This is a genomic window from Janthinobacterium glycogeni (genome assembly GCF_051380725.1).
In the GTDB taxonomy this organism is placed as follows: domain Bacteria; phylum Pseudomonadota; class Gammaproteobacteria; order Burkholderiales; family Burkholderiaceae_D; genus Janthinobacterium.
Window position 1 is genome coordinate 96,359 of the sequence record NZ_JBNYXP010000009.1, and the last position, 25,079, is coordinate 121,437.

General features: G+C 65.1%; 17 protein-coding genes. 8 read left to right on the plus strand and 9 right to left on the minus strand.

The features are described 5' to 3' along the window. Positions 1–288 precede the first annotated feature (288 nt). Complete coding sequence (locus tag ACQ4W4_RS20510) at positions 289–531, plus strand: hypothetical protein (protein ID WP_436543519.1); 243 nt, start codon at positions 289–291, stop codon at positions 529–531. A gap of 6 nt (positions 532–537) precedes the next feature. Here ACQ4W4_RS20510 and ACQ4W4_RS20515 read toward each other — a convergent pair whose 3' ends face one another. The 8 genes from ACQ4W4_RS20515 to ACQ4W4_RS20550 form a co-directional block, all read right to left on the minus strand. After that, positions 538–1,824: a DUF445 domain-containing protein gene (locus tag ACQ4W4_RS20515; protein ID WP_436543520.1), complete on the minus strand. Its 1,287-nt coding sequence runs from the start codon at positions 1,822–1,824 to the stop codon at positions 538–540. A 60-nt stretch (positions 1,825–1,884) separates the two neighbouring features. Then, positions 1,885–3,282: a branched-chain amino acid transporter BcaP gene (bcaP, locus tag ACQ4W4_RS20520; RefSeq protein WP_436543521.1), complete on the minus strand. Its 1,398-nt coding sequence runs from the start codon at positions 3,280–3,282 to the stop codon at positions 1,885–1,887. Between the two features lie 212 nt (positions 3,283–3,494). Continuing rightward, positions 3,495–5,288 (minus strand): MFS transporter, encoded by a 1,794-nt coding sequence (locus ACQ4W4_RS20525; RefSeq protein ID WP_436543522.1) that lies wholly within the window; start codon positions 5,286–5,288, stop codon positions 3,495–3,497. 38 nt (positions 5,289–5,326) lie between these two features. Beyond that, on the minus strand, positions 5,327–6,421 hold the full coding sequence (locus ACQ4W4_RS20530) for an N-acetylglucosamine-6-phosphate deacetylase (protein WP_436543523.1): 1,095 nt from the start codon (positions 6,419–6,421) through the stop codon (positions 5,327–5,329). A 3-nt stretch (positions 6,422–6,424) separates the two neighbouring features. Next, on the minus strand, positions 6,425–7,192 hold the full coding sequence (locus tag ACQ4W4_RS20535; RefSeq protein ID WP_034781637.1) for a DeoR family transcriptional regulator: 768 nt from the start codon (positions 7,190–7,192) through the stop codon (positions 6,425–6,427). A 35-nt stretch (positions 7,193–7,227) separates the two neighbouring features. Continuing rightward, positions 7,228–8,571: a D-tagatose-bisphosphate aldolase, class II, non-catalytic subunit gene (locus ACQ4W4_RS20540; protein WP_436543641.1), complete on the minus strand. Its 1,344-nt coding sequence runs from the start codon at positions 8,569–8,571 to the stop codon at positions 7,228–7,230. Further along, positions 8,571–9,524 (minus strand): ROK family protein, encoded by a 954-nt coding sequence (locus ACQ4W4_RS20545; protein WP_436543524.1) that lies wholly within the window; start codon positions 9,522–9,524, stop codon positions 8,571–8,573. The genes ACQ4W4_RS20540 and ACQ4W4_RS20545 overlap by 1 nt, the downstream gene beginning before the upstream one ends. Further along, a complete protein-coding gene (locus ACQ4W4_RS20550) occupies positions 9,511–10,671 on the minus strand; it encodes an SIS domain-containing protein (RefSeq protein WP_436543525.1) in 1,161 nt (386 codons plus the stop codon). Before ACQ4W4_RS20550 ends, ACQ4W4_RS20545 begins: the two co-directional genes overlap by 14 nt. A 358-nt stretch (positions 10,672–11,029) precedes the next feature. Between ACQ4W4_RS20550 and ACQ4W4_RS20555 the strand changes: the two genes are divergently transcribed. From ACQ4W4_RS20555 to ACQ4W4_RS20580, 6 genes are all read left to right on the plus strand, one after another. Further along, positions 11,030–14,380 carry a TIM-barrel domain-containing protein gene (locus tag ACQ4W4_RS20555; protein WP_436543526.1) on the plus strand — a complete coding sequence of 1,117 codons (3,351 nt, stop codon included), beginning with the start codon at positions 11,030–11,032 and terminating at the stop codon, positions 14,378–14,380. A 99-nt stretch (positions 14,381–14,479) separates the two neighbouring features. Next, entirely contained in the window at positions 14,480–17,440 is a 2,961-nt protein-coding gene (locus ACQ4W4_RS20560) for a TonB-dependent receptor plug domain-containing protein (RefSeq protein WP_436543527.1), read from the plus strand. Positions 17,441–17,943: 503 nt separating this feature from the next. Further along, positions 17,944–20,985 (plus strand): TonB-dependent receptor, encoded by a 3,042-nt coding sequence (locus ACQ4W4_RS20565; RefSeq protein ID WP_436543528.1) that lies wholly within the window; start codon positions 17,944–17,946, stop codon positions 20,983–20,985. Positions 20,986–21,050: 65 nt separating this feature from the next. Beyond that, positions 21,051–22,442 (plus strand): Gfo/Idh/MocA family protein, encoded by a 1,392-nt coding sequence (locus ACQ4W4_RS20570; protein ID WP_436543529.1) that lies wholly within the window; start codon positions 21,051–21,053, stop codon positions 22,440–22,442. Between the two features lie 129 nt (positions 22,443–22,571). Continuing rightward, the gene (locus tag ACQ4W4_RS20575; protein ID WP_436543530.1) at positions 22,572–23,195 is read left to right on the plus strand and encodes a DUF5077 domain-containing protein; all 624 of its coding nucleotides are present in this window, start codon (positions 22,572–22,574) and stop codon (positions 23,193–23,195) included. Further along, positions 23,192–23,884, plus strand: coding sequence for a DUF3472 domain-containing protein (locus tag ACQ4W4_RS20580; RefSeq protein ID WP_436543531.1), 693 nt, complete (start codon positions 23,192–23,194; stop codon positions 23,882–23,884). Before ACQ4W4_RS20575 ends, ACQ4W4_RS20580 begins: the two co-directional genes overlap by 4 nt. Before the next feature lie 10 nt (positions 23,885–23,894). Here ACQ4W4_RS20580 and ACQ4W4_RS20585 read toward each other — a convergent pair whose 3' ends face one another. Then, positions 23,895–24,407, minus strand: coding sequence for a hypothetical protein (locus tag ACQ4W4_RS20585; RefSeq protein WP_436543532.1), 513 nt, complete (start codon positions 24,405–24,407; stop codon positions 23,895–23,897). Between the two features lie 270 nt (positions 24,408–24,677). Between ACQ4W4_RS20585 and ACQ4W4_RS20590 the strand changes: the two genes are divergently transcribed. Then, the gene (locus ACQ4W4_RS20590) at positions 24,678–25,022 is read left to right on the plus strand and encodes a hypothetical protein (protein ID WP_436543533.1); all 345 of its coding nucleotides are present in this window, start codon (positions 24,678–24,680) and stop codon (positions 25,020–25,022) included. Positions 25,023–25,079: the final 57 nt, after the last annotated feature.

Sequence of the window (25,079 nt, forward strand, 5' to 3'; positions counted from 1 at the left end):
GCCTTGCGTTCTCCTTGGGACTCATCATACATCAAATAAAATTGATTTCAACGAATATTTTGATTTTCATGATTTATGTTGATTTTCTGCACAGTCAGGCGGAGGCCAGGACGGCGCAAAAAACCCTGTCACTTCGTTTTTCTCTATGGCGCGACGCATTTTTCACGCCATCCATCGTACTATTTTGCGGAAAAATCATTTTTACTGAATTTATTTGTTGTATTTGGTAAATTTATGCAGCAAAATGCAGTAAAGCAAGACCAGTCACTGCGGATAGAGGAGATGGACATGCATACGAAGATATCGGCAAGCCGCAGCGAAGAGGCGGACCACGGTTATCCGCGCGAGGCGCAGGTCCGTCATTCGTCCGTGCGGCGCCTGAAGGCGATCGCTTACCTGGCCCTGTTGCTGGCCGTGGTGCCGGTTGCAAGCTGCATCGCCACGGGGCACGCGGGCATGCCGGTGCTGTTCAGCACCACGTGCGGCGTGGTGTCCTGCGTGGCGCCGCCTGGCAGCGTCCCCGGCTGGTAGGTGGGGCTACCAGGCCTGGCTGGCGGCATGAATCAGCAGGCCGGCCAGGCCGCCCACGATGGTGCCGTTGATGCGGATGAATTGCAGGTCGCGCCCGATGGCCAGTTCGATGCGTTCGCTCATTTCTTCCTTGCTCCACAGGTCCAGCCGGCCGGCGATGAAGGCGCCCACCTCGCCCCGGTAGCGGCGCACCAGCGCGCCGCTGCCGGCGACGATGGCGCCGTTCAGCCATGCGCGCGCATGGTCGTCCGTGCCGAGCACCTGGCCCGTGTTGCGCGCCAGGCCGGCGATCGCCTGCGCCAGCACGGGCGCGTCGGCGTGCAGGTCGGCCAGCACGCGCGCGCGGATCGCGTCCCACAGGTCGCCCAGCATCGCTTGCACCGTATCGCTGGCGATCAGCTGCAGCTGGTAGCGGCGCACCGTCTCCTGCCAGTGCGGGTCGGCCTTCAGGTGCAGCGCGCTGTCGGCGATCCAGCCGGCGACGCGCTGGCGCAGCGGGTGGGCGGGATCGACGCGTACGGCGACGGCAAACTTTTGCAGCGAGGCGATCATGCGCGGCTCATATGCCTTCACGGCCTTTTTCACCAGCGCGTTCTCGATCTGGAAGGCGCCCAGCACGAAGTCGCCGATGGCCGCGTGGTGCGCCTCGTCGTCCAGATAGGCGGCGCCGCGGTCGAGCAGGAAGTCCAGCAATTGCTGCGGCTTGCCGTCGGCGATCAGCGCGTCGATGCAGTCGGCCGCCACGTCCGATACATTCAATTGACCGAGGTAGCCGCTGGCCTGCTCGCGCAGCAGGCGGCCCAGCGTGTCGTGGTCGGCCATCGCCAGCAGCTGTTTCGCCACGCCGGCGCCGGCCATGCCCAGCTGCCGCGCGTGGCCCTCGTCACCGAGCCAGGCGGCCAGGCGCGCGGCGGGATCGGCCTGCACGATGCGCTCGGCGATGCCTTGCTCGGTAATGAAATGGTTTTCCACGAAGGCGCCCAGGCTGCGGCCGATCTCGGCCTTGCTGTTCGGGATGATGGCCGTATGCCACAGGGGGATGCCCAGCGGGTGGCGGAACAGGGCGACGACGGCGAACCAGTCGGCGATCGCCCCCACCATGGACGCTTCGGCGAACGCTTCCACATAGCCCCAGGCGGGGTGGCCGCCCCGTTGCGCGCGGGCCACGGCGAAGACCAGCGCGGCCAGCAGCAGCAAGCCGGCGGCCAGCCACTGCATGCTGCGCAGGCGCGCGCGCTTGAGCTGCTCCGTGCTCCGGTCCAGCTGTGCGATGAGGTCGGGGGAAGGTTGCATGGATGGCGGCCTGCGGGGTTGCGAGACCGCCATCTTACTGCGCCGGGCGCAGTGACGCGATTACTGTTGCGGATGCAGCAGCGAACGGCGGCGCGCGTAGCCGAAGTAGATGACCAGGCCGATCACCAGCCAGATGGAAAAGGCCAGCCACGTAACCCAGCTGAGGAAAGTCATCAGGCCCACGCACAGGATCACGGCCAGCGCCGGCACGAACGGCACGCCGGGGCAGCGGAAGGCGCGCGGCAGGTCCGGACGCTTCTTGCGCAGCACCACCACGGCGACGGAGACCATGGTGAAGGCGGCCAGGGTGCCGATGTTGATCAGCTCGGCGAGGATGTTGAGCGGGATCGTGGCGGCGATCAGGCCGAACACGATGCCGACCAGCCAGGTGGCGAAGAACGGCGTGTGGAAGCGCGGGTGCACGGTCGACAGGCGCTTGGGCAGCAGGCCGTCGCGCGACATGGCGAAGATGATGCGCGTCTGGCCGAAGGCCATCACGAGGATGACGGTGGTCATGCCGAGGATGGCGCCCAGGTCGACGAAGCCGGCGATCCAGTTTTCGCCCGCATATTGCAGGGCCAGCGAGACGGGATGGTCGACGCCGAGGAATTTCTGGTAGGGCACGATGCCCGTCATGATGGCCGAGACGACGACGTACAGCACGGCGCAAACGGCCAGCGAACCGATGATCCCGATCGGCAGGTCGCGCGACGGCTTCTTGACTTCCTCGGCGGCCGAGGTGACGGCGTCGAAGCCGATGAAGGCGAAGAAGACGAGGGCGGCGGCGCTCAGCATGCCGTGGTAGCCGAAGGGCATGTAGGGTTGCCAATTGGCCGGCTGCACGTGGCGCGCGCCGAAGATGATGAACAGCAGTACCACGCCCACCTTGATGGCCACCATGATGTTGTTCAGGCGCGCCGATTCGCGCACGCCCCAGCCCAGCATGGCCGTCAGCAGCAGCATGATGACGAGGGCCGGCAGGTTGATGAAGGTGGTCACGCCGGGCAGGGCGCCCGGCGCGGCCGTCAGGGCCACGGGCAAGGCGATGCCAAAGCCCGACAGCAGCGACTGGAAGTAGCCCGACCAGCCGACGGAAACGGCGGCCGCGGCCAGGCCGTACTCGAGCAGCAAGTCCCAGCCTATCATCCAGGCGGCCAGCTCGCCCAAAGTCGCATAGCTGTAGGTGTAGATGGAGCCGGCCACGGGCACGGTGGAAGCGAATTCCGCATAGCAGAGGGCGGCGAAGCAGCAGGCGACGGCCGCCACGACGAACGACAGCGACAGGGCGGGGCCGGCCGTCAGCGCACCCGTGCCGGTAAGCACGAAAATACCGGTGCCGACGATGGCGCCTATGCCCATGAGCACAAGGTCGAAGGGCCCCAGCACCTTGGCCAGTCCTCCCGGCTTCTTGCTGTGGGCAATCATGTCATCCAAATTCTTGGTTCTAAATAAGCTCACTGTGTCTCCTGGTGGTTTTTGTCATGGCGCCATTGCCGCCTCGTGAGTAGCACGACGCAGCCAGATTCTAGCCCACGCGCCCGTGATTCCAGAAGGAAAACCGTACGGTGCCGGGCAAGCCAGCCCTGTAAACTTGACCGGCAGGCAAAAAAAACAGCCCCGGACGGTGGGCCGGGGCTGAAAAGGAGACTGCTACAAATGGTTACTGCGGCTTACTTTGAAAAGTGCGCTTCGATCTCTTCCAGCGTCTTGCCCTTGGTTTCCGGCAGCAAGAACGCGGCCGCCAGGAAATACAGCACGGTGCAGCCGGCGCCGAAGAAGAACAGGGTCGAATACCCGTGCAAGCCCACGGTCGGCAGGAAGATGGCGGCGATCACCGTCGAGACGAACTGGTTGACCAGCAGGGCGATGCTCATGCCGTTCGAGCGGATGCGGGTCGGCATCAGCTCGGACAGGGCCAGCCACACGCACACGCCCGGTCCCACGGCAAAGCTGGAAACGAACACGCAGATGGCGATCGCCACCAGCCAGCCATGCGTGGACGAGGGCACGGGGCCCAGGCTGGCCTTCTCGATGCGCAGCGGCGCTTCGCGCCCGGCGGCCGGGTCGGCGAACGGGTTCAGGTGCAGCTTGCGGAAGAACACGCCGATCACGCTGTCGGCCTGCACGGCGTCCGCGCGGGCGATCGACACCTGGCGCAGCACGGGGTCGTCGCTGCGCAGGCTTTTCACGTTGGTGAACGGGCCGTAGGCATAGGCGATGGTCAGCTGCTGCGGCGTGCCGTCGGCGGCCGCGCCCAGGGCCGTCAAGGTGGCCGCATCGAGGCGCACGGTCAGGCCGTCGTTCTGGACTTGGGCGGCGATGGCGGGGCGCACGTCGGCCAGGTGGGCTTCGGCGCCGCGGAACAGCAGGCCGGCCGCCAGCAGCGAGACGACGATGCCGCCCGTGCCCAGCATCAGCAGGAACTTGCGGCCCTTGCGGTCGACCAGCAGCACGGCCACCACCGTCATCACGGCATTGAGCACTTTCAACAAGACGTCCGCCATGTTGGCCGAGGCGCCCGACAGGCCCGCCTGGTTCAAGATATTGACGACATAGGCGAGGATGGAATTGATGCCCGTTGCCTGGGTGCAGGCGAGGATCAGGCAGGCCAGCAGGAAGGGCAGCACGTAGCGGCGGCTCAGCAACGGGTCCCTGGCCCTGGCATTGCCGCTGGCCTTGGCCGCATTTTCCGGCGTATCGAGCATCTCGCGCAGCTCCAGCTCGGCGGCGGCGGGCAGGCGCGTGCGCAGCAGCGACTGGCGCGCCTGTTCGATGCGGCCCCGTTGCGCCAGCCAGCGCGGCGACTCGGCCAGCAGCAGCGCGCCGATGGTAAACACCAGGCCGGGTGTCAGACAGACCCAGAAGATGCTGCGCCAGGCGTGGTCCTTGGCGGTGAAAATGGCGGCGATGCGGCCCGCTTCCGGCAAGGCTTGCGCCGCCTGCGTGGCCGTTTCCACCGTCTGCGCCTGCAGCAGGCCGATCAGGGCGGCGGCCACCAGGCCGATGGTCAGCAGCAGCTGGAACAGGGCGGCGCCGCGCCCACGCTGTTGCGCGGGCAGGCACTCGGCCAGGTACAGGGGCACGACGACGCCGATCAAGCCGCCGCTGATGCCTTGCAGCAGGCGGCCCAGCAGCAGCGGCGTGTAGCCGTCGGCCAGGGCGATCAGCGGGATGCTGGCGCTGAACAGGGCGCCCGCCAGGAACATCACCCAGCGCCGGCCCAGGATATCGGCCAGGGCGCCGGCGAACAGCGACGACAGCACTGAACCCAGGAGCACGGCGGCGACGATAAAGCTCAGCTGCTGGGCCGTCAGTTTCCAGGCCACGGAGGCCGTCGATTCCAGGTAGGGCAGGGCGCCGGCGATGATGCCGATGTCTATGCCGTACAGCAATCCCCCCATGCCGGCAATAAATAGCAGGTAGCGCATGGCCCACACGGGGGCCTTGTGTGACGTGTCGTGCATGGTAACTCCGGGACGGGGTTGAGGTAGGTTGAGGTGGTCTAGCGGGTGGAAAGATCGATGGCCGCGCCTTCGACGAAGACGGACACTGGCTGTAGTGCCGAATCGAGGACGACGATATCGGCCCAGGCGCCCGGTGCCAAACGGCCCCGTTCGGATTCGCCCAGGTAATCGGCCGGGTACAGCGACAGGCGGTTCGAGGCGTCGGCCAGGTCCAGGCCCAGGTCGACGAAATTGCGCAGGGCCTGGTCCATGGTCAGCACGCTGCCGGCCAGCGAGCCCGTGGCCAGGCGCACGCAGCCCAGGCATTTGTAGACGCGCTGCGTGCCCAGGCCGTATTCGCCATCGGGCATGCCGGTGGCCGAGGTGGCGTCCGTCACGCCGTACAGGCGCGGGATGGCGCGCAGGGCCGCGCGCAGGGCGCCCTTGGCCACGTGCTGCAGGTCGGGGATGATTTCCGCGTATTCGGCATGCGCCAGCGCGGCGCCCACCATGCCGGGGTCGTAATGGGTCATGCCCGTCATGCCGTTGTACAGGTGGGTGAAGCCCGAGACGCCGGCCTTGAGCGCCGCCACGCCTTCGTCATACGTGCCGGCGCTGTGGCCGATCTGCACGCGGATGCCCATCGCCGCCAGTTGCGGGATCAATTCCAGGTGGCCGGGAATTTCCGGCGCCATGGTCAAGACCTTGATGGGGGCGATGGCGTGAAAGCGCTGCACCAGCGCCAGGCTCGCCTGCACGACGTCGGGCGGCTGCGCGCCCAGGCGGTGCAGATTCAGGAACGGACCTTCCAGGTGTACGCCCAGCATGCGCGCGCCGTTGGCCGGGCGCTCGGCGATGACGCCGGCCAGGCCTTGCAGGGCGCGCAGGATCGACGGTTCCTTCGCCGTCAGCGTGGTGCCCAGGAGGGCCGTGGTGCCGTGGCGCGCATGTACCTGCGCCACGGTGGCGCCCGCGTTGCCGCCTTCCATGATGTCGACGCCGGCCGCGCCGTGCACGTGCAGGTCGATGAAGCCGGGCAGGATGGTCAGCGCGCTGTCGGCGGCAGGGTCTTCCTGTATCTGGACGATGCGCTGGTCAAAGGTGATGGTGCCCGTGATCCAGCCAGATGGGGTAAGGATTCTGCCGCTCAGCATGTGTTATTCCGCTATAAAAAGTTCGATGCCCAGCTTTTGCAGCCCTTCGCGGTACTCCTGGCTGATGCTGGCATCGGTGATGACGGTATCGACCCGGTCCAGCTGCACGATGCGGTGCAGGCTGACGCGGCCGAACTTCGAGGCGTCCGTGAGGACGATGATTTTCTTGGCCCGTTCCACCATCTTGTGGTTCAGGCTTGCTTCCGCTTCGTGGTGGGTGGTGACGCCGAACTGCAGGTCGAAGCCGTCCACGCCCAGGAACAGCTTGTCGAAGCTGTACGCCTGCAGGCAGGTCTCGGCCTGGCTGCCCTGGATCGACAGCGACTGCTTGCGCAGCAGGCCGCCCGTCAGGATCAGGTCCACGCCGGGCGCGTCGGCCAGTTCCCACGCGATGTTCAGGCCATTCGTCGCCACCGTCACGCCCGTGGCGTCGCGCAGATGGCGCGCCAGCGAGATGGTGGTGGTGCCCGAGTCGATGATGATGTTGTCGCCCGGTTCCACCAGCCGCGCCGCATAGGCGCCGATGCGCTCCTTCTGCTCGTGGTTGATGGCGTCTTTCTGGCGTATCGTGTGCTCGGGCGGCGGCGTGCGCGTCAGGGTCGCGCCGCCGTGGCTGCGCGTGGCCATGCCTTGCGCTTCCAGCGCATTCAAGTCGCTGCGGATGGTGACCGCGGACACGCCGAGCTTTTCCACCAGATCGGTCACCTGCACCGAGCCCTGCTGGGCAAGCATTTGGAGGATGGATTCACGGCGTTGGCTGGTATTTCGCATGGTGGCGGGCTCAGTAAAAAATGAAAATACCGAGCTTAACAGATTGCCGCTTCGGCAATGACGGCCACTGCCGCATTGCGGTTGCAGGCGCGCGCATATTGCGCCAGCAAGCTGCCGATCTTGTGCTCGATCAAGGCCGGCGCCTGCGCCGGCAGGCTGCCCTGCACCACGGCCGCATACTGTTCCGGCAAATGCTGGCTCAGCAGCGGCAGCGGAATCGTCACGGCATCGAGGTTGGCCAGCAGCTTGCCGACGGCAGCCGCCACTTCTGGCTCGCCCCAGTAATAGCGGCAGCGGTCGCTCAAGCCGTAGCGGCGCATCAATCGCTGTTCTTCCGGCGTGCCCAGGTAATGCTTGATCCAGTTCTTCGGCTTGGCCACCATGACGTCGTCGAGCACCTGCATCAGCTGCGAGGTGGCGTGCGCCGGCAGCAGTTCTTCCTCGATCTGGCACAGGGCGAACAGCGCCTCGCGCAGGGCGAAGGTGGCGGCCGGGCCCACTTTCAGGATGGCGAAATGGTCGCGCACCATGGCGTGCAGCGCCGATTCGCGCTGGTAGTCGGTCGAGTGGGCTTCGAACACGAGGCCAGGCTGCTCGGCCACGAAGGCCGACAGTTCGGCGGCGGCCTCCGCATCGTAGTGCTGGATGCTGCTCTGGTCGAAATCGACGCCCGGCTGCACCACCATGGCGATGACTCTGCGCCAGGCGTCGTGCAGGCCGTTGTCGAGGAAGGCGCGGCAATGGACGTCGAGGGTGCGGCGCGCGGCCTGCGGGCTGGTGACGGCGCCGGCCTGCGCCAGCGATGCTTCGCCGCCGGGAACCGGCACTTCCGTGCCGATCACGTAGACGGGCGGCGCGAAGCCGGCGGCGGCGGCAGCCGCCTCGGCGACGATGCACAGGCGCGCCGAACGGGCGGCCACGGTTTCATCGTCGAGCTGCAAGGGATCATCGGCACAGCGCATGCTGCAATCGAGGTGGATCTTGTGGAAGCCGGCCGACGCATACGCGGCGATCAGGGTTTCGGCATGGGCCATGGCGGTGGCCGCATCGAGATGCTGCCAGGCGTTCGGGCCCAGATGGTCGCCGCCCAGCACCAGGCGGCTGGCGGGGAAGCCCTGTTCGCGGGCCAGGGCCAGCATGGTGTCGCGGAAAACGTTTGGTGTCATGCCCGTGTAGCCGCCGAACTGGTCGACCTGGTTCGACGTCGCCTCGACCAGCAGCACGGTGTCGTATTCGCTGGCCACGCGCATGGCTGCGCGCAGCACGCTCGGGTGGCTGCAGCAGACGGCGTACAGTCCCACGCGCTCGCCGCGGCGGTGCGCCTTGATCACTTGCTGGATCGGGGACAGGGTAAAAGTCGGGTTTTCCGCTTGCTTCATCATGTTGACGCCTTTGTATGTTGTCGTATCAAAAGGGCCGCGCCGCGCGCGCCGCCGGCATCGCCAAAGCGGGGCGGCAGGATAGGCGGCACGTGCACGCCGGGGAACAGATGGCGCTTCACCGCGGCCGGCAGCTTGTCGTACAGGTGCGGCAGCTTGGACAGGCCGCCGCCGAGCACGATGACGTGCGGGTCGTAGGCCAGCACCAGGCCGGCCACCGCGTGGCCCAGCAAGTCGAGGTGCACGGCCACCGTGCGTTCGGCCACGGCGTCGCCCATATTGGCGCGGGCGACGATGGCCAGCGGCTCGGCGCCGTCGCCGCCGAAATGCGCGTGCAGCTTGCGCATGGCGGGGCCGGAGACATAGCGCTCGAGGCAGCCCGCCTTGCCGCACGGGCAGGGGTATTCGGCCAGGCCGTGCTGCGCCAGCAGGGTGGCGGGCAGGCTCCAGTGGCCCCATTCGCCGGCCACGCCGTTGAAGCCGCGCAGCAGCTGGCCGCCCACGCAATAGCCGCCGCCGGCGCCGGTGCCGAGGATGGCGCCGAACATGCTGGCGGCATGGTCGGCCGCGCCGCCCTGCGCTTCCGACAGGGCGAAGCACTGGCAATCGTTGCCGATGGCGACAGGGCGCTGCAAGGCTTGCTGCAGGGTTTGCGCCACCAGTCGGCCGTTCAGGGCCGGCACGTTGGAACTCAGTTGCCGGCCGCTGGCGCTGTCGATCACGCCGGGCAAGCCGATGCCGACGGGCGCCGTCGCGCCCAGGGCGGCGTCGCCGCGCGCCACCAGGTCGACGATGGCCTGCACGAAGGCGCTAAAATCGTCGCCGGGCGTGGCCACCCGTTCGCGGAACGCTTCCGTCAGCACGCCATCGTCGTCACGGAAGGCGACCAGCTCCATCTTGCTGCCGCCGATGTCGATGCCGTGGTAGCCGGCCGTGTGATTAGAATTGGTCATGGCCATAGATGGTGACGCCCTGCACGACACGGTTGACGATGCCGCCGGCGAATGGATTGTCGGGACGCAGTTGCAGCAGCGCGGACTGGTGCAGCGCATATTGCTGCGCCATCAGCAGCCACAATGGCGCCAGCCAGGCGTCGTGCCAGGCCGGCGCGTCGGCCGCCAAGTTAGCCGCTAAGTCGGCGGATAAGTCGCCGCCGATGCCCACCGTCAGGCAGCGCTGCGCCACGCTGTCGCGCTGCAGTTCCTTCAATAGATCGTCTTCGTACTGGCGCGCCAGCGGCTTGCTGCTGCGCAGCAGGATCACCAGGGATTCCGTGGTGACGGCCGATTTCGGACCGTGGCGGAAGCCCAGCGGGGTATTCGCCATCGCCATCACGCGCCCGCCCGTCAATTCCAGGATCTTTAATGCCGCCTCCTTGGCCAGCGCTTCCAGCGGGCCGCTGCCCAGGTAGACGACGCGCTGCACGGGTGTCCAGCCCAGCTCCGCCACGGGGGCCGACCAGTCGCGCAGGGCTTGCTCGCCCAGCTGCGCCAGGGTGTCCAGGCGCGCCAGCTCCGTGTCCTTGCCCAGCACCGTCAGGGCCGCCAGCAGCATGCTGCTAAAGCTGCTCGTCATGGCGAAGCCGCGGTCGCAGCTGCCTTCCGGCATCAGCAGGTTATACGTGTTGCTGTCATTGGCGCCCTGGCGCGCCAGCTTGCCGTCCGCGTTGCAGGTGATGTTCAGGAAGCGCGCGCCGGGCACGACCTGGCGCAGCAGTTCCACGGCCGCCAGGCTTTCCGGGCTGTCGCCGCTGCGGGCAAACGAGACGAGCAGGGTGGGCGCATCCGCTTCCAGGTACAGCTCATGGTGCGTCAGCAGGGTGGTGGTGGCGATGGCGCGGATCTGCGCGGCCCAGGCGGCATTCAGGGTATCGGCGACGATTTCGCCCACATAGGCCGAGCTGCCGGCGCCCGTCAGGATGACGCGCTGCTGCGGATTGGCCAGCGCGTCGCCCAGGAAGGCGGCCAGGCTGGCCTGCTCCTTGCGCAGGATGGCGGCCAGCGCGTGCCAGATGGCTGGCTGGTGGGCGATTTCCTCGGCCGTGTGCAGGCCGCCGATGTCGCGCCAGGTTTGAATGTCACGCTGAAGAAGGGTAGTCATGGAGTGTCAGTAAAGTGTTTGTTGGAGAAAGCATAAATACTAAATTTCGAAAAGTCAAATACGAAAGTAAAACGAAAGTAAATAGTTGTGCAGCTTGCGAAATAACGCTGTCTCATTGGCGTTTTTCTCCCCATGGGTCATGCTGCGGTGCCGCATGAAACCCGGCGCCGCTGCGGCATGTCGCTGAAATGCCACGATAACGAAAGTATCTTTTGTGACATTTTGGTGAAACGTAAGAAAAATGCGCCAATTCTGGGCATTTTATTAATAAATTGGCGTTAAAACTTTCTTTTGATTGACGATATTTATTTTTCTTCTTAAAGTATTTCCATCACTTCGATTTCCTGAAAGCCAGCAGATGAAACCTCTCCCGCTTCCCCGCCGCGCCCTTGCCGCCTGCGTTCTCGCCGCCCTGGCCACCCTGGCCGTCCCTGGCCTGCATGCCGCGCCTATCGGCAATCTGCAGTCGCTCTCCGCCGTGCGCGCGGCCGACGCGGCCGAGGGCGAGGCCCTGGGCTGGGAGGTGCGCAGCGATACGGGCGTGCAGCTGCGTATCAGCCTGCCGCAGGCGGACGTGCTGCGCATCCAGGCGGGCGGCAAGGGGGGCTTGACCGGTCCCGGCGACAAGGCCGCGCCCATCGTCGTCGGCCAGCCCGCCGCGCAGGTGGCCTATACCCTGAGCGAACAGGCCGACCATATCCTGATTGGCACCGAAGCCCTGAGCCTGCGCATCGACCGCAAACCCCTGCGCTTCACCTTGTATCGCAAGGGCGACACGGTGCCTCTGTGGCGCGAAGTACAGCCGCTGTCGCTCGACGACAAGCAGGGCGTGCAAGTGCTATCGAGCCTGCCGGGCGAGCGTTACTTTGGCGGCGGCCAGCAGAATGGCCGCTTCGAATTCAAGGGCAAGCAGGTGCCCGTATCGTATTCGGGCGGCTGGGAAGAGGGCGACCGGCCGAATCCAGCGCCTTTCCTGATGAGTTCACGGGGCTGGGGCGTGCTGCGCAATACCTGGGCCGACGGCAATTACGATTTGCGCGACAAGGAACAGATCTCGCTGCAGCACGCGGAAGGCCGCTATGACGCGTATTTCTTCGTCGGCAAGGACGTGCGCGACGTCGTCGCCCGCTACACGGACTTGACGGGCCGCGCCCGCATGCTGCCCCGCTGGGCGCTGGAATACGGCGACGCCGATTGCTACAACGATGGCGACAACGTGAAAAAACCGGGCTCCGTGCCCAAAGGCTGGACCGACGGCCCCACGGGCAAGACGCCGGACGTGGTGGAAACCGTGGCGCGCAAGTACCGCGAACACGACATGCCGGGCGGCTGGATCCTGCCCAACGACGGCTATGGCTGCGGCTACACGAACTTGCCGGAAACGGTGAAGGGCCTGGCCGGCTATGGCTTCCGCACGGGCCTGTGGACGGAAAACGGCGTTGACAAGATCGCCTGGGAAGTGGGCCAGGCGGGCAGCCGCGTGCAAAAGCTGGACGTGGCGTGGACGGGCAAGGGCTACCAGTTCGCCATGGATGCGAACAAGTCGGCCTACGACGGCATCCTGAACAACTCCGACAGCCGGCCCTTTTTGTGGACGGTGATGGGCTGGGCCGGCATCCAGCGCTACGCCGTGGCGTGGACGGGCGACCAGAGCGCCAGCTGGGACTACATCCGCTGGCACATCCCGACCCTGATCGGCTCGGGCCTGTCCGGCCAGGCGTATGCGTCGGGCGACGTGGACGCCATCTTCGGCGGCAGCCCGGAAACCTATCTGCGCGACTTGCAGTGGAAAAGCTTTACGCCCGTCCTGATGGGCATGTCCGGCTGGGCCGCGGCCGAGCGCAAGCACCCGTGGTGGTTCGAGCAGCCGTACCGCGACATCAACCGCCGCTATCTGAAGCTCAAGATGCGTCTGACGCCGTATATGTATACGCTGGTGCGCGAAGCGGAGCAATCGGGCGCGCCGCTGGTGCGGGGCCTGATGTGGGATTATCCGCAAGACCCGGCCGCCTACACGGAAGCCTATAAGTATCAATTCCTGCTGGGGCGCGACGTGCTGGTGGCGCCCGTCTACCGCAGCCAGGCCGTCAGCGGCGGCTGGCGCAAGGGCATCCACCTGCCGCAGGGCACGTGGTACGACTACTGGGATGGCCGCCAGGCCACGGCCGACGCCAAGGGGCGCGACCTCGACCTGCAGGTCACCCTGGACAAGCTTCCGGTGTTCATGCGCGCCGGCGCCATCCTGCCCATGTATCCGGAAATGCTGTACGACGGCCAGAAGCCGAAAGACCAGCTCACGCTCGATATCTACCCGCACGGCGACTCCGAATACACCTTGTATGAAGACGACGGCAACACGCGCCAGTACCAGGGCGGCGCCTTCAGCCAGCAAGTCATCCGCATGCGCCAGACGGGCGGCGACGTGCAGGTCGACATCGGCGCCGTCGAAGGCAAGTACCAGGGCCAGGAAGCGCGGCGCGGCTATGCGCTGCGCATGCTGGCGGGACAGGCCCCGGCCGCCGTCAAGGCGGGCGACAGGGTGATCGCGGCGTCCGGCGACCGTGCCGCCTACGACAAGGCGTTGGACGGCTGGTTCTTCGATCCTGCCGACCGCCGGGGCACCCTGTACGTGAAGGTGGCGGCGCAGGACATCCGCCAGCCCTTGACAATGCAGGTGGCCGGCGCGCTGGCCGTGGCGAGAGTGGACGCCGATTTTCCGGCCGCCCCCGTGCCGGGCCGCGCCTTGCCGGCCGACGCCATGCAGGTGGTGGCGCGTCCTGCGGAGGAAAGCGGCTATCCGCTGGAAAACGCCTTCGACGGCAAGCCGGAGACGTGGTTCCGCACCGTGCGCAGCCCGTCCGTGAAGAGCGGGCCGCACGAATGGGTGATCGGCTTTACGGAACGCCGCCTGGTCGACGGCATCGAACTGGCGCCGCGCAACGACCAGCACTGGAAGCACGGCCAGGTGCGCGATTACGAGATCTACATCGGTGACAACAATGGCGACTGGGGCGCGGCGCTTGCGCGCGGCACCCTCAAGCTGGAACAGGGTACGCAGACGATCAACTTTCCCGCGACGGCCGGGCGTTTGCTGCGCTTCCGCGTCATGAGCACGCAAAATCCGGAAGGCGATGGCGCGGCGTCCACCGACCCGATGGTGACGGCGGTGCAGGCCGGGCCGGTGGCGCGCGCGTTCGACGCGGCGCTGGCGACCGACGTGGCGCCCGTGACCTTGTCCGAGTTCCGCGTGCTCGAGCACCGCGTGGCCGAAGGCGAGGAGGTGCAGCGCTATCTGTCCGACCTGGCGCTGCCGAAGAATATCGCGAAAGACCGGCCGACCGGCAAGGCCGCCGAGATGCGCATGAACGGGCTGTGGTTCCGCAAGGGCCTCGGCGTGGGACCTGCCAGCCGCATCGACTTGCAGCTGGCGGGCAACTGGAATCTGCTGCGCGCCGACCTGGGCGTGGACGATAGCTGCCGCAGCGCGGGCGGCTTGCAATTCCAGGTCTGGAGCGGCGAGCGGCTGCTGTATGACAGCGGCCTGGTCACGGCTCCCGGGGTGGTCAAACCCGAAATCGACGTGCGCGGCCTGAGCCAGCTCAGTTTGCGCACCCTGGGCGCGCGCGGCGCCCACCCGGCCCAGGTCTGCGGCAACTGGGCCAACGCCGTGCTGACCGGCACGGAGGGCGCGACGGTCAAGCCGCGCTAGGCACTTCATTCATTTCACTAAAAGGGAACCCCTCTTCGGACCGGGGAGGGGCTCTTGCAACCTGACGAAAACAAATCACTGATAAAAAGGGAGATGGGAATGCACTTGAAAAAACTGATGGCCGCCATGGTGGCGGTAGGACTTGGCTCAACCGCGTTGGCGTCGACGGCGCTGGCAGCGGAAGAGGAAAAACTGGCGCGCGTCGAAGTGACGGGTTCCAGCCTGAAACGCATCAACGCGGAGACGGCGTCGCCGGTGCAGGTGATCAACGCCAAGCAGATCGAGAACATGGGCGCGCTCACCTTGCTGCAAGTGCTGGACAACCTGCCCGCCGCCCGCCCGGCGCAGCAGGATTTCCGTTCGATGTTTACGGGCTCCGACGGCGGCTCGCAGGCGAACCTGCGCGGCCTCGGTGCGCAGGGCACCCTGGTGCTGCTCAATGGCCGCCGCCTGTCGTTCTACGGCGCGCCGGCCGGCTTCCAGACCATGTTCGTCAATATCGACGCCATTCCCGCCGCCGCCATCGAGCGCATGGAAATCCTGACGGACGGCGCGTCGGCCGTGTACGGCTCCGATGCCGTGGCCGGCGTCATCAACGTGATCACCAAGAAGTCGTACCAGGGCCTGGAAGCGCGCGCCAACGGCGAGTTTTCGCCCAGCGTGAAAGCCTATGCCGAGCGCCAGGCCAGCGTGCTGTATGGCCTGGGCGACCTGGCCAGCGACGGCTACAACATCTACGGTTCCGTGAACGTCTACCAGCGCGACCGCATTGCGCTGGCCGACACCTGGCAGAAGCGTCCCCCGTATTTTTATGTGAACAATCCCAATTTCATCCCGAACATGCGCGTGGGCGTGGGCAGCGAACCGGGCGTGATGAACCCCGGGACCTTCTTTGTCTTCGACAAGGCGAAGAACAATGCGCGCACCCAGCGCGCCGCGCCAGGCTGCAACACCAGCATCACGGAGGCTTCGGGCACGCGCTGCGTGTGGAATGCGCTGCCGAACCAGCTCGATACGGGGCCCACCTCGGAGCGCGCCACGGCTTACCTGAGCGGCCGGCTGAAGCTGGGCGGCGACATGGAAGCGTTCGCGGAAGGCGCCTTCACCCACATCAAGATGCGCGGCGAGAATGGTCCTTCCAGCTTCAACAGCGGCAGCACAAACAACTGGTTCTCTCGCAACACGGGCAATACCCTGAACACCTTCGCCACGCCGTTCCTGGGCCCCAACAACGTCTACCTGAAAGGCAAGCTCGATGCCGACATGGTCGCGAAGATGGGCGGCGCGGCCGGCCTGAATTATCTGCTGCAGGATGCGACGGGCCACTTCGGCCAGAAGAATGTCGATGAAAACTACCGCGCGCTCGTCGGCCTGCGCGGCAGCATCGGCGGCGGCTGGGATTTTGAAACGGCGCTCAGCGTGGCGGGCAGCCATTCCACCCTGTTCCAGACGGCCAACCTGAATATCAATGGCTTCAAGCAGGCGTTCGGCCCGTTCACGAAAGATCCCGTCAGCGGCCGCACGTATATCTCCGACAATCCCGCCTACAAGTTCGGTGAAATCAGCGAGGCCAATGCGGCGCTGCTGCGCGCCGCCTATCCGACCTTCGCCATCGAATCCTGGACCAAGCTGATGACCTGGGACGCGAAGGTCGAAGGCACCTTGTTCAAGCTGGGCGAGCGCGAAGTGCGCGCCGCCGTCGGCACCAACATCATGCGCGAAAGCTTCCTCACGCCCGGCAACGCGGATGCGGCCAATGGCCTGATCACGCAGCAGGGCGGTTCCTGGTTCGATGGCAAGCGCACCATCGCCGCCGTGTTTGGCGAAGTGGTGGTGCCGCTTTCCGACACGCTGGAAGTCAACGCGGCCGCGCGCCTGGACAAATATCCGCATTTCTCGGCCAACCTGGCGCCCAAGCTGGGCGTGATCTGGCGCGCGCGGCCCGATCTGATGCTGCGCGGGACGTATTCCGAAGGCTTCCGCGCGCCCAACCTGGCCGAATCGGGTTCGGGCGGCGTCTTTGCGCAGGTGGGCGGCATCCGCGACACGGTGCGCTGCGATGAAACGAATGCCATGGCGCGCGCCCTGATGAAATCGAAGGTGGCGACGGATGCGGATCTGGGCAAGAGTCTGCTCAATTCGAACTGCTCGACGACGGTGGGCGGCCTGACACCGCCGAACCAGAATCTGCGTCCGGAAAAAGCCAAGATTTCCACCGTGGGCCTGGTGCTGCAGCCGGCCAAGGACGTGAGCATCTCCATCGATTACTGGTTCATCAACCGCCGCGATGAAATCGTGCGCCAGGACTTCAACGAGCTGTTTACGGAACTGGTGGGCAAATACGGCCCGACGCTGGCCGGCGCCTCGAACGCCATCCGCAACGACCTGACGGATACGGACCGGGGCAATGTGGCGGCGGTGGCGGCCATGTGCGCCAATCCCGCCAATGCGGGCGTGTGCGCGGGCGGCGTGCCGGGCTATTCGGTGGGCAACCTGGGCGGCTTGATTAACTCGTACTCGAACCGGGGCCGCACCCTGATGGACGGCGTGGACATCGACGCGCGCACGCGCTTTTCGCTCGGCGACTGGGGCAAGCTGAGCACGGGCATCGCCGCCACCATCCGCAAGCGCGACACCCATGACAGCGAAGACGGCAGCGACATCAAGGGCAATACCGTCGGCTACTACGATTCGCCGCGCTACCGCGCCACCGTCAACGCCGACTGGAGCTACCGCAACTTCGTCAGCAGCGTGTTCGTCAACTACTCGGGCAAGACGCGCTGGGCGTATGGTCCCTGGGACAAGGACAACACGCCGGAAAACTGCACCGCCGCCTCGGTGGCGCTGCCGGCCGGGCAGTGCAAGGGCGCGCCGTCGTACACGACGGTGAACCTGGCCTTCAGCTGGAAGCCGATCAAGAACCTGGACGTGGGCCTGAACGTGAAAAACGCGTTCAACAAGCAGCCGTACTACGACCCGAATGGCTGGGAAGGCTACAACCATAGCCAGGACCTGTTCGGCCGCCAGTTTGCCCTGTCGGCCAGCTACAAGTTCTTTTAACGCGTGATGATGCCCCGATCCGCCAGCCGGCAGAGTGGCGGGTCGGGCATTGCCATGAAAAGAAAAGGACAACATTCCGAAATGCGCAATACGAAAGATAAACGTAAGTGAAAGGAGATTGCCATGTCTTCTTTCGCGATTTTCGCCCCGATTCCTGGCGGGGAATCCGCTCTCCCGGCCACCCGCTTGCATCCTTGTGTATCCGTCACGCCACGATAGCGAAAGTTATAGGTAGCTAGATCGAGTGATTCGAAAGATAAATCGCCTTTATTTGTTGAATTTCTCGATAAATTAGCGTTGTAACTTTCTTTTTGTTGACGATATTTATTTTTCTTTTTAAAGTAATCCCAAGAAAACGAAAATCAGCCGATACGGACTGATTTCCCGGAAGGTGCGGCTGCCTGGCTCTGCCTTCCGACGATCACCATAAAAATTGCATCCCCCCGGCTTCGCCCTGGAGCGGGGAGGGCGCGCATAACCCTCGATATAGACGGAGAGACACCATGCATACCACCCGACTCAAATTGCGCGACATCAGCCGCGCCGCCGCGATCGTGATCGCCCTGGCGGCCGGCGTGCCAGGCCAGGCCTGGGCACAGTCGAACGCCACGAGTACCATTTTCGGCGAAGTGAGCGCACCGGCCGGCGCCACCGTGGTGCTGGAAAACCTGGCGACGGGCGTGCAGCGCAGCCTGACGCCGGATACGTCGGGCCGCTATGTGGCCAACTCCATGCCGCCAGGCCGCTATGCGGTGCGCGTGCTGCGTGCCGGTTCGGTCGAAGCGTCGCAGGAAGTCGAAGCCCTGATCGGCGCCGGCGCGGAAGCGAACTTCGGCCCGGCCAGCGCCGCCGGCCCCGTGGGACAGGAGCAGACCGTCGTCGTGAAAGCGTCGCGCAATCCGATCGACGTGTCGAACACCAACAATGGCGTGATCTTCACGGCCAAGGAATTGAAAGCGCTGCCGGTCGGCAACGACGTCGCCTCCATCGTGCAGCTGACGCCGGGCGTGTCGCGCGGCACCAACAGCGTGTATGGCAATGCGCCATCGATCGGCGGCTCGGGCCAGTCGGAAAACGCCTTTTATGTCAACGGCTTCCCCATCACGAATATCCTGACCCAGGTGGGCGCGTCGGAACTGCCGTTCGGCGCGATCTCGAACCTGCAGGTGCTGTCGGGCGGCTATGGTTCGGAGTTTGGCCGTTCCACGGGCGGCGTGATCAACATCACCACCAAGAGTGGCGGCAACAAGATCGAATTCGGCGGCAAGGTCTCCATCATTCCCCGCTCGCTCAAGGGCGAGCCGGAAAACACCTATTACCCGAACACGGGCGCCAATCCCAAGACGGATGGCAATCTGCTGTACTGGAACCGCGACAATGGCAGCACCAGCAAGGTGGTCGGCCTGTATGGCAGCGGTCCCCTGATCAAGAACAAGCTGTTTGCCTTCGTGGCGCTGGAACAGACGCGCACGGACAGCCAGGCCGTTGCCGCCACTGCCGACTCGGGCACGGCCCTGGCGCGCGGCTGGAGCACCAGCCAGAGCAAGGTGGACCGCATGATGGCCAAGCTCGATTACAACCTGACGGACGACCATCACTTCGAATACACCAAGCTGTATGACCGCACGAAGACGGACAGCCAGGCGTATGGCTACAGCTACGCCACGCATGCGAGCAATGGCGTACAGGCGGGCAAGGGCGAGACGACGGTCAACTGCTGCGGTTCATCGGCCGCGCCGGGCGCCAACATCGACATCTTCAAGTACACGGGCTACCTGACGGACAACCTGACCGTGACGGCCATGATGGGCGAATCGCGCACGTCGCACACCCGCACGCCGAATGGCTACAATCCGCTGCTGGCGCAAACGTCGTCGAATACCTCGACCCAGGTGCCTGGCCTGACGTACGCCAATCCGCAAACGGTGACGGGCACCCTGGTCGACCCGTCGTCGGAAGACCGCCAGAAGGCCAAGCGCCTGGACCTTGAATACAAGCTGGGCAAGCACTCGCTGCGCGGCGGCATCGACCGCATCGACGTGGAATCGAAGGTGGGCCTGAGCCTTGCGGGCGGCTACCGCTGGAGCTACCTGAAGGCGGACGATCCGAACCGGGCCATCAACGGCGCGTTCGAGACGCCGGCCCAGGGCGGCGGCTACGGCGCGCAGGGCTATTACGTCAGCAAGGACCTGAACGCCAACCTGGCGCGCCCGACCAGCGTGCAGTCGGCGCAGTACATCCAGGACCACTACCAGGTCACGGAACGGGTGCTGCTGGACCTGGGCCTGCGCCGCGAACAGTTCACCAACTACAGCACCGACGGCGTGGCCTTCATTTCGCAGCGCAACATGATCGCCCCGCGCGTGGGCGCCACCTGGGATTACCTGGGTGACGGCACCCTGAAATTCTTCGCCAACGGCGGCCGCTACCATTTGCCCGTGCCTTCGAATTTGTCGAGCAATATGGCCAGCCCCTTCCTGGCCACCAGCGAGATGTACACCTACACGGGCGTCGATCCCGTCACTGGCGCGCCGACGGGCCTGCACGCCATCAGCAAGCCGTATTCGGCCAACAATGCCTATGGCCAGAGCCGCGATGCGCGCGAGGTGACGGCCATTGGCCTGAAGCCTTTGTCGCAGGATGAATTCTCGCTCGGTTTCGAACGCGCCCTGAGCAAGAAGCTGGTGGTGGGTGCGAGTGTGTTGTACCGCAAGCTGAACGACACCAACGACGACGTCTGCGACGCCCGTCCGCTGCAAGCCTGGGCCACGCGCAACAGCGTCGACACGAGCAAGTGGGGCGGCTTCCAGTGCGCCATCATCAACCCTGGCCGCGACAACAGCCTGATGGTGGACTTCAACGACGGCAATGGCTTGCGCCGCGTGGATATTTCCGCGGCGGAGTGGGGCAATCCGCTGCCATCGCGCACCTACCGCGCCTTGAACCTGTTCGTCGAGCATCCGTACACGAACGGCTGGTACGGCAAGCTGACCTACACCCTGTCTGCGTTGAAGGGCAATATGGAAGGCCAGACGGACAGCATAGGCGGCGGCGACGTGGGCCTGACGGTCAGCGACGACCACAAGGAACTGATGTACAACGCCTATGGCTACCTGCCGGGCGACCACCGCCATGCGTTCAAGGCCTACGGCTTCATGCAGGTCATCCCGGACGTGATGGTGGGCGCCAACCTGTCGCTGACCTCGGGCGCGCCGCGCAACTGCATCGGCGCGCTGCCCGATAACCTGCGGTTCGAGAACGATTACGGCGATTCCTACTTCTATTGCAATGGCAAGCCGGCGCCGCGCGGCAGCCAGGGGCGCCTGCCTTGGCAAGCCCAGCTGGACATGAATCTGGCCTATACTCCCAGCGCCGTCAAGGGCCTGAGCCTGAAAGTGGATGTCTTCAATGTGTTCAACAGCCAGACCGTGACCCGCTATAACGAAACGCGCGAAGACCATGGCGCCATCGCCCGCAGCTACCTGCAGGTGGCTGGCCGCACGGCGCCGCGTTCCGTGCGCTTCACGGCGGAATACACCTATTAACCTGCAGCCGGCCCGCTATGCGGCGGGCCGGCGACGATCATTACCAATGGAGCGAGAAGAGACCAATGACGACACAATTCAATCGACGCAATTTCCTGTCCGCCAGCGCCGCGCTGGCCGGTGGCGCCATGGCCGGCAGCGCCTTGCTGCCTGGCGACGCCGTTGCCGCACCGGCCGGCGGCCGCGACAAGGTCCGTCTGGGCCTGATCGGCACGGGCATGCGCGGCCAGGTGCTGCTGGCCGAGCTGGTGCGCCGCGACGACGTGGAAGTGGTGGCCCTGTGCGATATCGAACCCATCATGTTGAAACACGCGCTGGGCCAGGTGGAAAAGGCCGGCAAGCCGCGTCCGCGCACGTATGGCGAAGACCGCGACCAGAAAGCCTACAAGCGCATGCTGGACGCGGGCGGCCTCGATGGCGTGATCATCGCCACGCCGTGGGAATTCCACGCGCCGATGGCGATCGCCGCCATGCAGGCGAAGATCGCCGTCGGCTGCGAAGTGGTGGCCGGCATCACCCTGCAAGACCACTGGGACGTCCTGAACACCCAGCTGAAAACGGGCACGCCGTACATGTTGCTGGAAAACGTGTGCTACCGCCGCGACGTGATGGCGGCGCTGCAGATGGTGCGCGCGGGCCTGTTCGGCGAACTGCTGCACCTGCAGGGCGGCTACCAGCATGATTTGCGCGCCGTCAAATTCAACAGCGGCAATCCGGCCAAGCCATACGGCGGCGGCGTGGAATTCGGCGAGAAGGGCTGGTCGGAAGCCCATTGGCGCACGCAGCACTCGGTCGAGCGCAACGGCGAACTGTATCCGAGCCACGGCATCGGCCCGTGCGCCATGTACACCAACATCAACCGCGGCAACCGTTTTACGCGCATCAACGCCTTCGCCACCAAGGCGCGCGGCTTGCACGACTACATCGTCAAGCAGCCGGGCGGCGCGCAGCATGCGAACGCCAAGGTGAAATTCAAGCTGGGCGACGTGGTCACCACGACTCTGGCGTGCGAAAACGGCGAAACCATCATCCTGCAGCACGATACGAGTCTGCCGCGCCCGTATTCGCTGGGCTTCCGCGTGCAAGGCACGGACGGCCTGTGGATGGACCTGAACAATTCCATCCATATCGAGGGCGTCAGCAAGCCGCACCAGTGGGACGACTTCAAGGCATACCAGGACAAGTATGAGCACCCCGTCTGGCGCAAGTACGCGGCGCAAGCCGAGGGCGCGGGCCACGGCGGCATGGACTTCTTCGTCATCCACGCCTTTGTCGAAGCATTGAAGGCCAACGCGCCGATGCCGATCGATATCTACGATGCCGTGACGTGGAGCGCCATCACGCCGCTGTCCGAGCAATCGATCGCCGCCAACTTCCAGACCCTGGACTTCCCCGACTTCACGGGCGGGCAGTGGAAATCGCGCAAGCCGATCTTCGCCCTCGACGGCAAGTACTAAGGCTTTACAACCCGCTACCGCGCCTGCCGCCGTAGCGGCTTTTTTCTATCCCCATGCGTTTTTCAACCGCGGCGCAGGTGCGCAGGCCTGTGTTCGCCCGCCGCAAAGCTTCACCACCAGGAGACGTCGATGAAACACAGAAGTGCATTACTCCATGCCATGCTTCCCGTCATGCCCTTGCTGCTGGCCGCCTGCGGCGGCGCCACCGCCACCGCCACGGGCAACGGCAATACGGCCTTGCTGGCCTCCAGCGTGGCTGCACCCGCCACGACGGCCACCGTGGAACTGGCCGGCAACGCCTTCATCACCAGCGGGAATGAGGGCGCCGTCATCAGCGAGCGTGGCCTGGCCGGCTGGAGCAATCCAGACGCCATCGCCAGCACCTACTTCCGCGTGGCCGCGCCGGGGCCCGTGCAGGTGGCGCTCGACGCCAGCCTGGCCGATGGCGGCAACAGCACCATCCGCGTGAAGATCAACGGCGCGCCGTTCGATGTCAAGCTGGCCGGCAAGGAACGCAAGACCTATGCCGTGGGCACGGTGAACGTGGCGGCGGCCGGCTATGTCAAGGTGGACTTGCAGGGACTGTCGCGCGTGAAGGCCACGTTCGGCGACGTCTCTGCGCTGAAGGTGACGTCGAACGCCGCGCTCACCTACGCCAATGACCCCGCCAATTACTACTGGTCGCGGCGCGGCCCGTCCGTGCACATGGGTTACACGGTGCCGGCCAATCCGAGTATTTTTATAACGAGATGACGATCCCCGTGGGCCAGGACGCCATCGGCTCCTATTTCATGGCCAACGGCTTTGGCCAGGGCTATATGGGCATCCAGGTGAAATCACCGAGCGAGCGCTGGATACTGTTTTCCGTGTGGGACGCCGACAATGGCGCGAAGACCACCCTGGTCAGCAAGGGCGAGGGCGTCATCGACAATGCATTTGGCGGCGAGGGCACGGGCGGACAGACCTACCTTTCCTATAACTGGGCGCCCGGCACGACGTACCGTTTCATCACGCGCGCGCGGCCCGACGGCAAGGGCGGCAGCGATTACTCGGCCTGGTTCTTCGCGCCCGAGACGGGCAAGTGGCGCTACATCGCCACCTGGAAGCGCCCGGCGATTTCCACGTATCTGACGGGCGTGCATTCCTTCCTCGAGAACTTCATCGATACCCTGGGCTACACGGAGCGCCGCGTCCAGTTCGGCAACCAGTGGGCGAGGAACGTTTCCGGCGCCTGGTCGGAAGTGACGGCCGGGAGGTTCACCGGCGACGCCACGGCCACCAATGCACAGCGCATGGACTATGCGGGCGGGCTGGAGAGCGGCAAGTTCTACCTGCATAACGGCGGCTTCTTCGCCGAGGTCGTGAAAACCGGCCAGAATTTTACCCGGCCCGCGACTGGCCAGGCGCCCGCCGTCGATGTGGGCGCCTTGCCGATGCAATAAGCGTGGGGTCTCAGAACGGCCGCTTGCCCACCATCGCTTCGATGCCGCGATAGTAGGCGAGCGGCTGGCGTATCGTCACGCTCATCAATGCCGCCGCCTGGATGATGTCGTCTGTATCGCGCCGGTACACGACCAGCGCATCCATTTCGTCGCTGCCGTTGCCGTCGATCTGGATCAGCTCATAGCCGCCTTCATCCACGGCGCGCTGCGCCAGTTCCGTATCGAGCCACTCGAAGTAGGGCAGCGCGCTACCGCCGCTGTCCTCGAGCATTTCGTACGGGAAGTCGGGGAAGTCGTCGAACATGTCCTGTATCTGTTCGTGCAGTTCATCGAGCTTGTCGCTCGACGCCGTATAGCTGGCCAGGTGCAGGAGGATCGCCACCGTGCAGGCCTGCGCATCGCTGTCGATCCACTCGTCGCGCGGCGCGGAGGGCGCGGCGGTGATGGCGGCGACGGCCTCGTCGAGTTCTGCGCCTTCCAGGTCACCGCAGGTCAGCTTGGTCAGCAGTTCAGATAGCAGCATGTTTGCCTTTCAATGGGGCGGCATGGCCCGGATGGCCAGCGCGTGCATGATGTTGTTAATACTATCATCGCCGTGCGGCTTGCCGCGTTCTGCAGAAATCGTACTGCGCCCTTCGCCTACTTATCAACTAGATATTTTCTTGCCAAGCGGATACACCAAAAATATTCCCATGTGGAAATATTTTTCGATGCCCAGGCAGGCACAGGTGCGCTTGCCGCCCTTTTGCCCATTACTCGTTACCCATTTTCTTCATTTCATCCAGGATCATCCATGTTTGTCCGAACCACCATGCTGCGCGCGCTGGCGTGCGCCGTCTTGCTGCCTGCGCTGTTGTCCGGCTGCGTCACCGGCCACAATAGCGCGCCTGCGTTTACCTACACGACCCCCGACCCTGCCAAGGGCGTTGTCGTCGGCACCGTGTTCGAGCGCGCCGTCTTCGAGGCGCATGGCGCCAGATTCGGCATTGTCAGCAGCGACCTTGCCACCAACAAGGACAAAGATCTGTGTTTATCCAGCCATGCTCCCGCCGGCCAGGTCTCCTTGCAGAATGTCGCGCCAAAAGTGCCTACGGGCAAGGGCAGTACGTTTGCGCTGCAGCTGACGCCGGGACGCTAACGCATCCTCATCTGGCTGCTTGACTATGGAAGCAGGTCCAAGTACTCCGAATCGTCG

Coding starts and splice junctions, on each gene's coding strand:
- ACQ4W4_RS20510 (WP_436543519.1), top strand. CDS start 289: ATGCATACGAAGATATCGGCAAGCCGCAGCGAAGAGGCGGACCACGGT.
- ACQ4W4_RS20515 (WP_436543520.1), bottom strand. CDS start 1,824: ATGCAACCTTCCCCCGACCTCATCGCACAGCTGGACCGGAGCACGGAG.
- ACQ4W4_RS20525 (WP_436543522.1), bottom strand. CDS start 5,288: ATGCACGACACGTCACACAAGGCCCCCGTGTGGGCCATGCGCTACCTG.
- ACQ4W4_RS20530 (WP_436543523.1), bottom strand. CDS start 6,421: ATGCTGAGCGGCAGAATCCTTACCCCATCTGGCTGGATCACGGGCACC.
- ACQ4W4_RS20535 (WP_034781637.1), bottom strand. CDS start 7,192: ATGCGAAATACCAGCCAACGCCGTGAATCCATCCTCCAAATGCTTGCC.
- ACQ4W4_RS20540 (WP_436543641.1), bottom strand. CDS start 8,571: ATGAAGCAAGCGGAAAACCCGACTTTTACCCTGTCCCCGATCCAGCAA.
- ACQ4W4_RS20545 (WP_436543524.1), bottom strand. CDS start 9,524: ATGACCAATTCTAATCACACGGCCGGCTACCACGGCATCGACATCGGC.
- ACQ4W4_RS20550 (WP_436543525.1), bottom strand. CDS start 10,671: ATGACTACCCTTCTTCAGCGTGACATTCAAACCTGGCGCGACATCGGC.
- ACQ4W4_RS20555 (WP_436543526.1), top strand. CDS start 11,030: ATGAAACCTCTCCCGCTTCCCCGCCGCGCCCTTGCCGCCTGCGTTCTC.
- ACQ4W4_RS20560 (WP_436543527.1), top strand. CDS start 14,480: ATGCACTTGAAAAAACTGATGGCCGCCATGGTGGCGGTAGGACTTGGC.
- ACQ4W4_RS20565 (WP_436543528.1), top strand. CDS start 17,944: ATGCATACCACCCGACTCAAATTGCGCGACATCAGCCGCGCCGCCGCG.
- ACQ4W4_RS20570 (WP_436543529.1), top strand. CDS start 21,051: ATGACGACACAATTCAATCGACGCAATTTCCTGTCCGCCAGCGCCGCG.
- ACQ4W4_RS20575 (WP_436543530.1), top strand. CDS start 22,572: ATGAAACACAGAAGTGCATTACTCCATGCCATGCTTCCCGTCATGCCC.
- ACQ4W4_RS20580 (WP_436543531.1), top strand. CDS start 23,192: ATGACGATCCCCGTGGGCCAGGACGCCATCGGCTCCTATTTCATGGCC.
- ACQ4W4_RS20585 (WP_436543532.1), bottom strand. CDS start 24,407: ATGCTGCTATCTGAACTGCTGACCAAGCTGACCTGCGGTGACCTGGAA.
- ACQ4W4_RS20590 (WP_436543533.1), top strand. CDS start 24,678: ATGTTTGTCCGAACCACCATGCTGCGCGCGCTGGCGTGCGCCGTCTTG.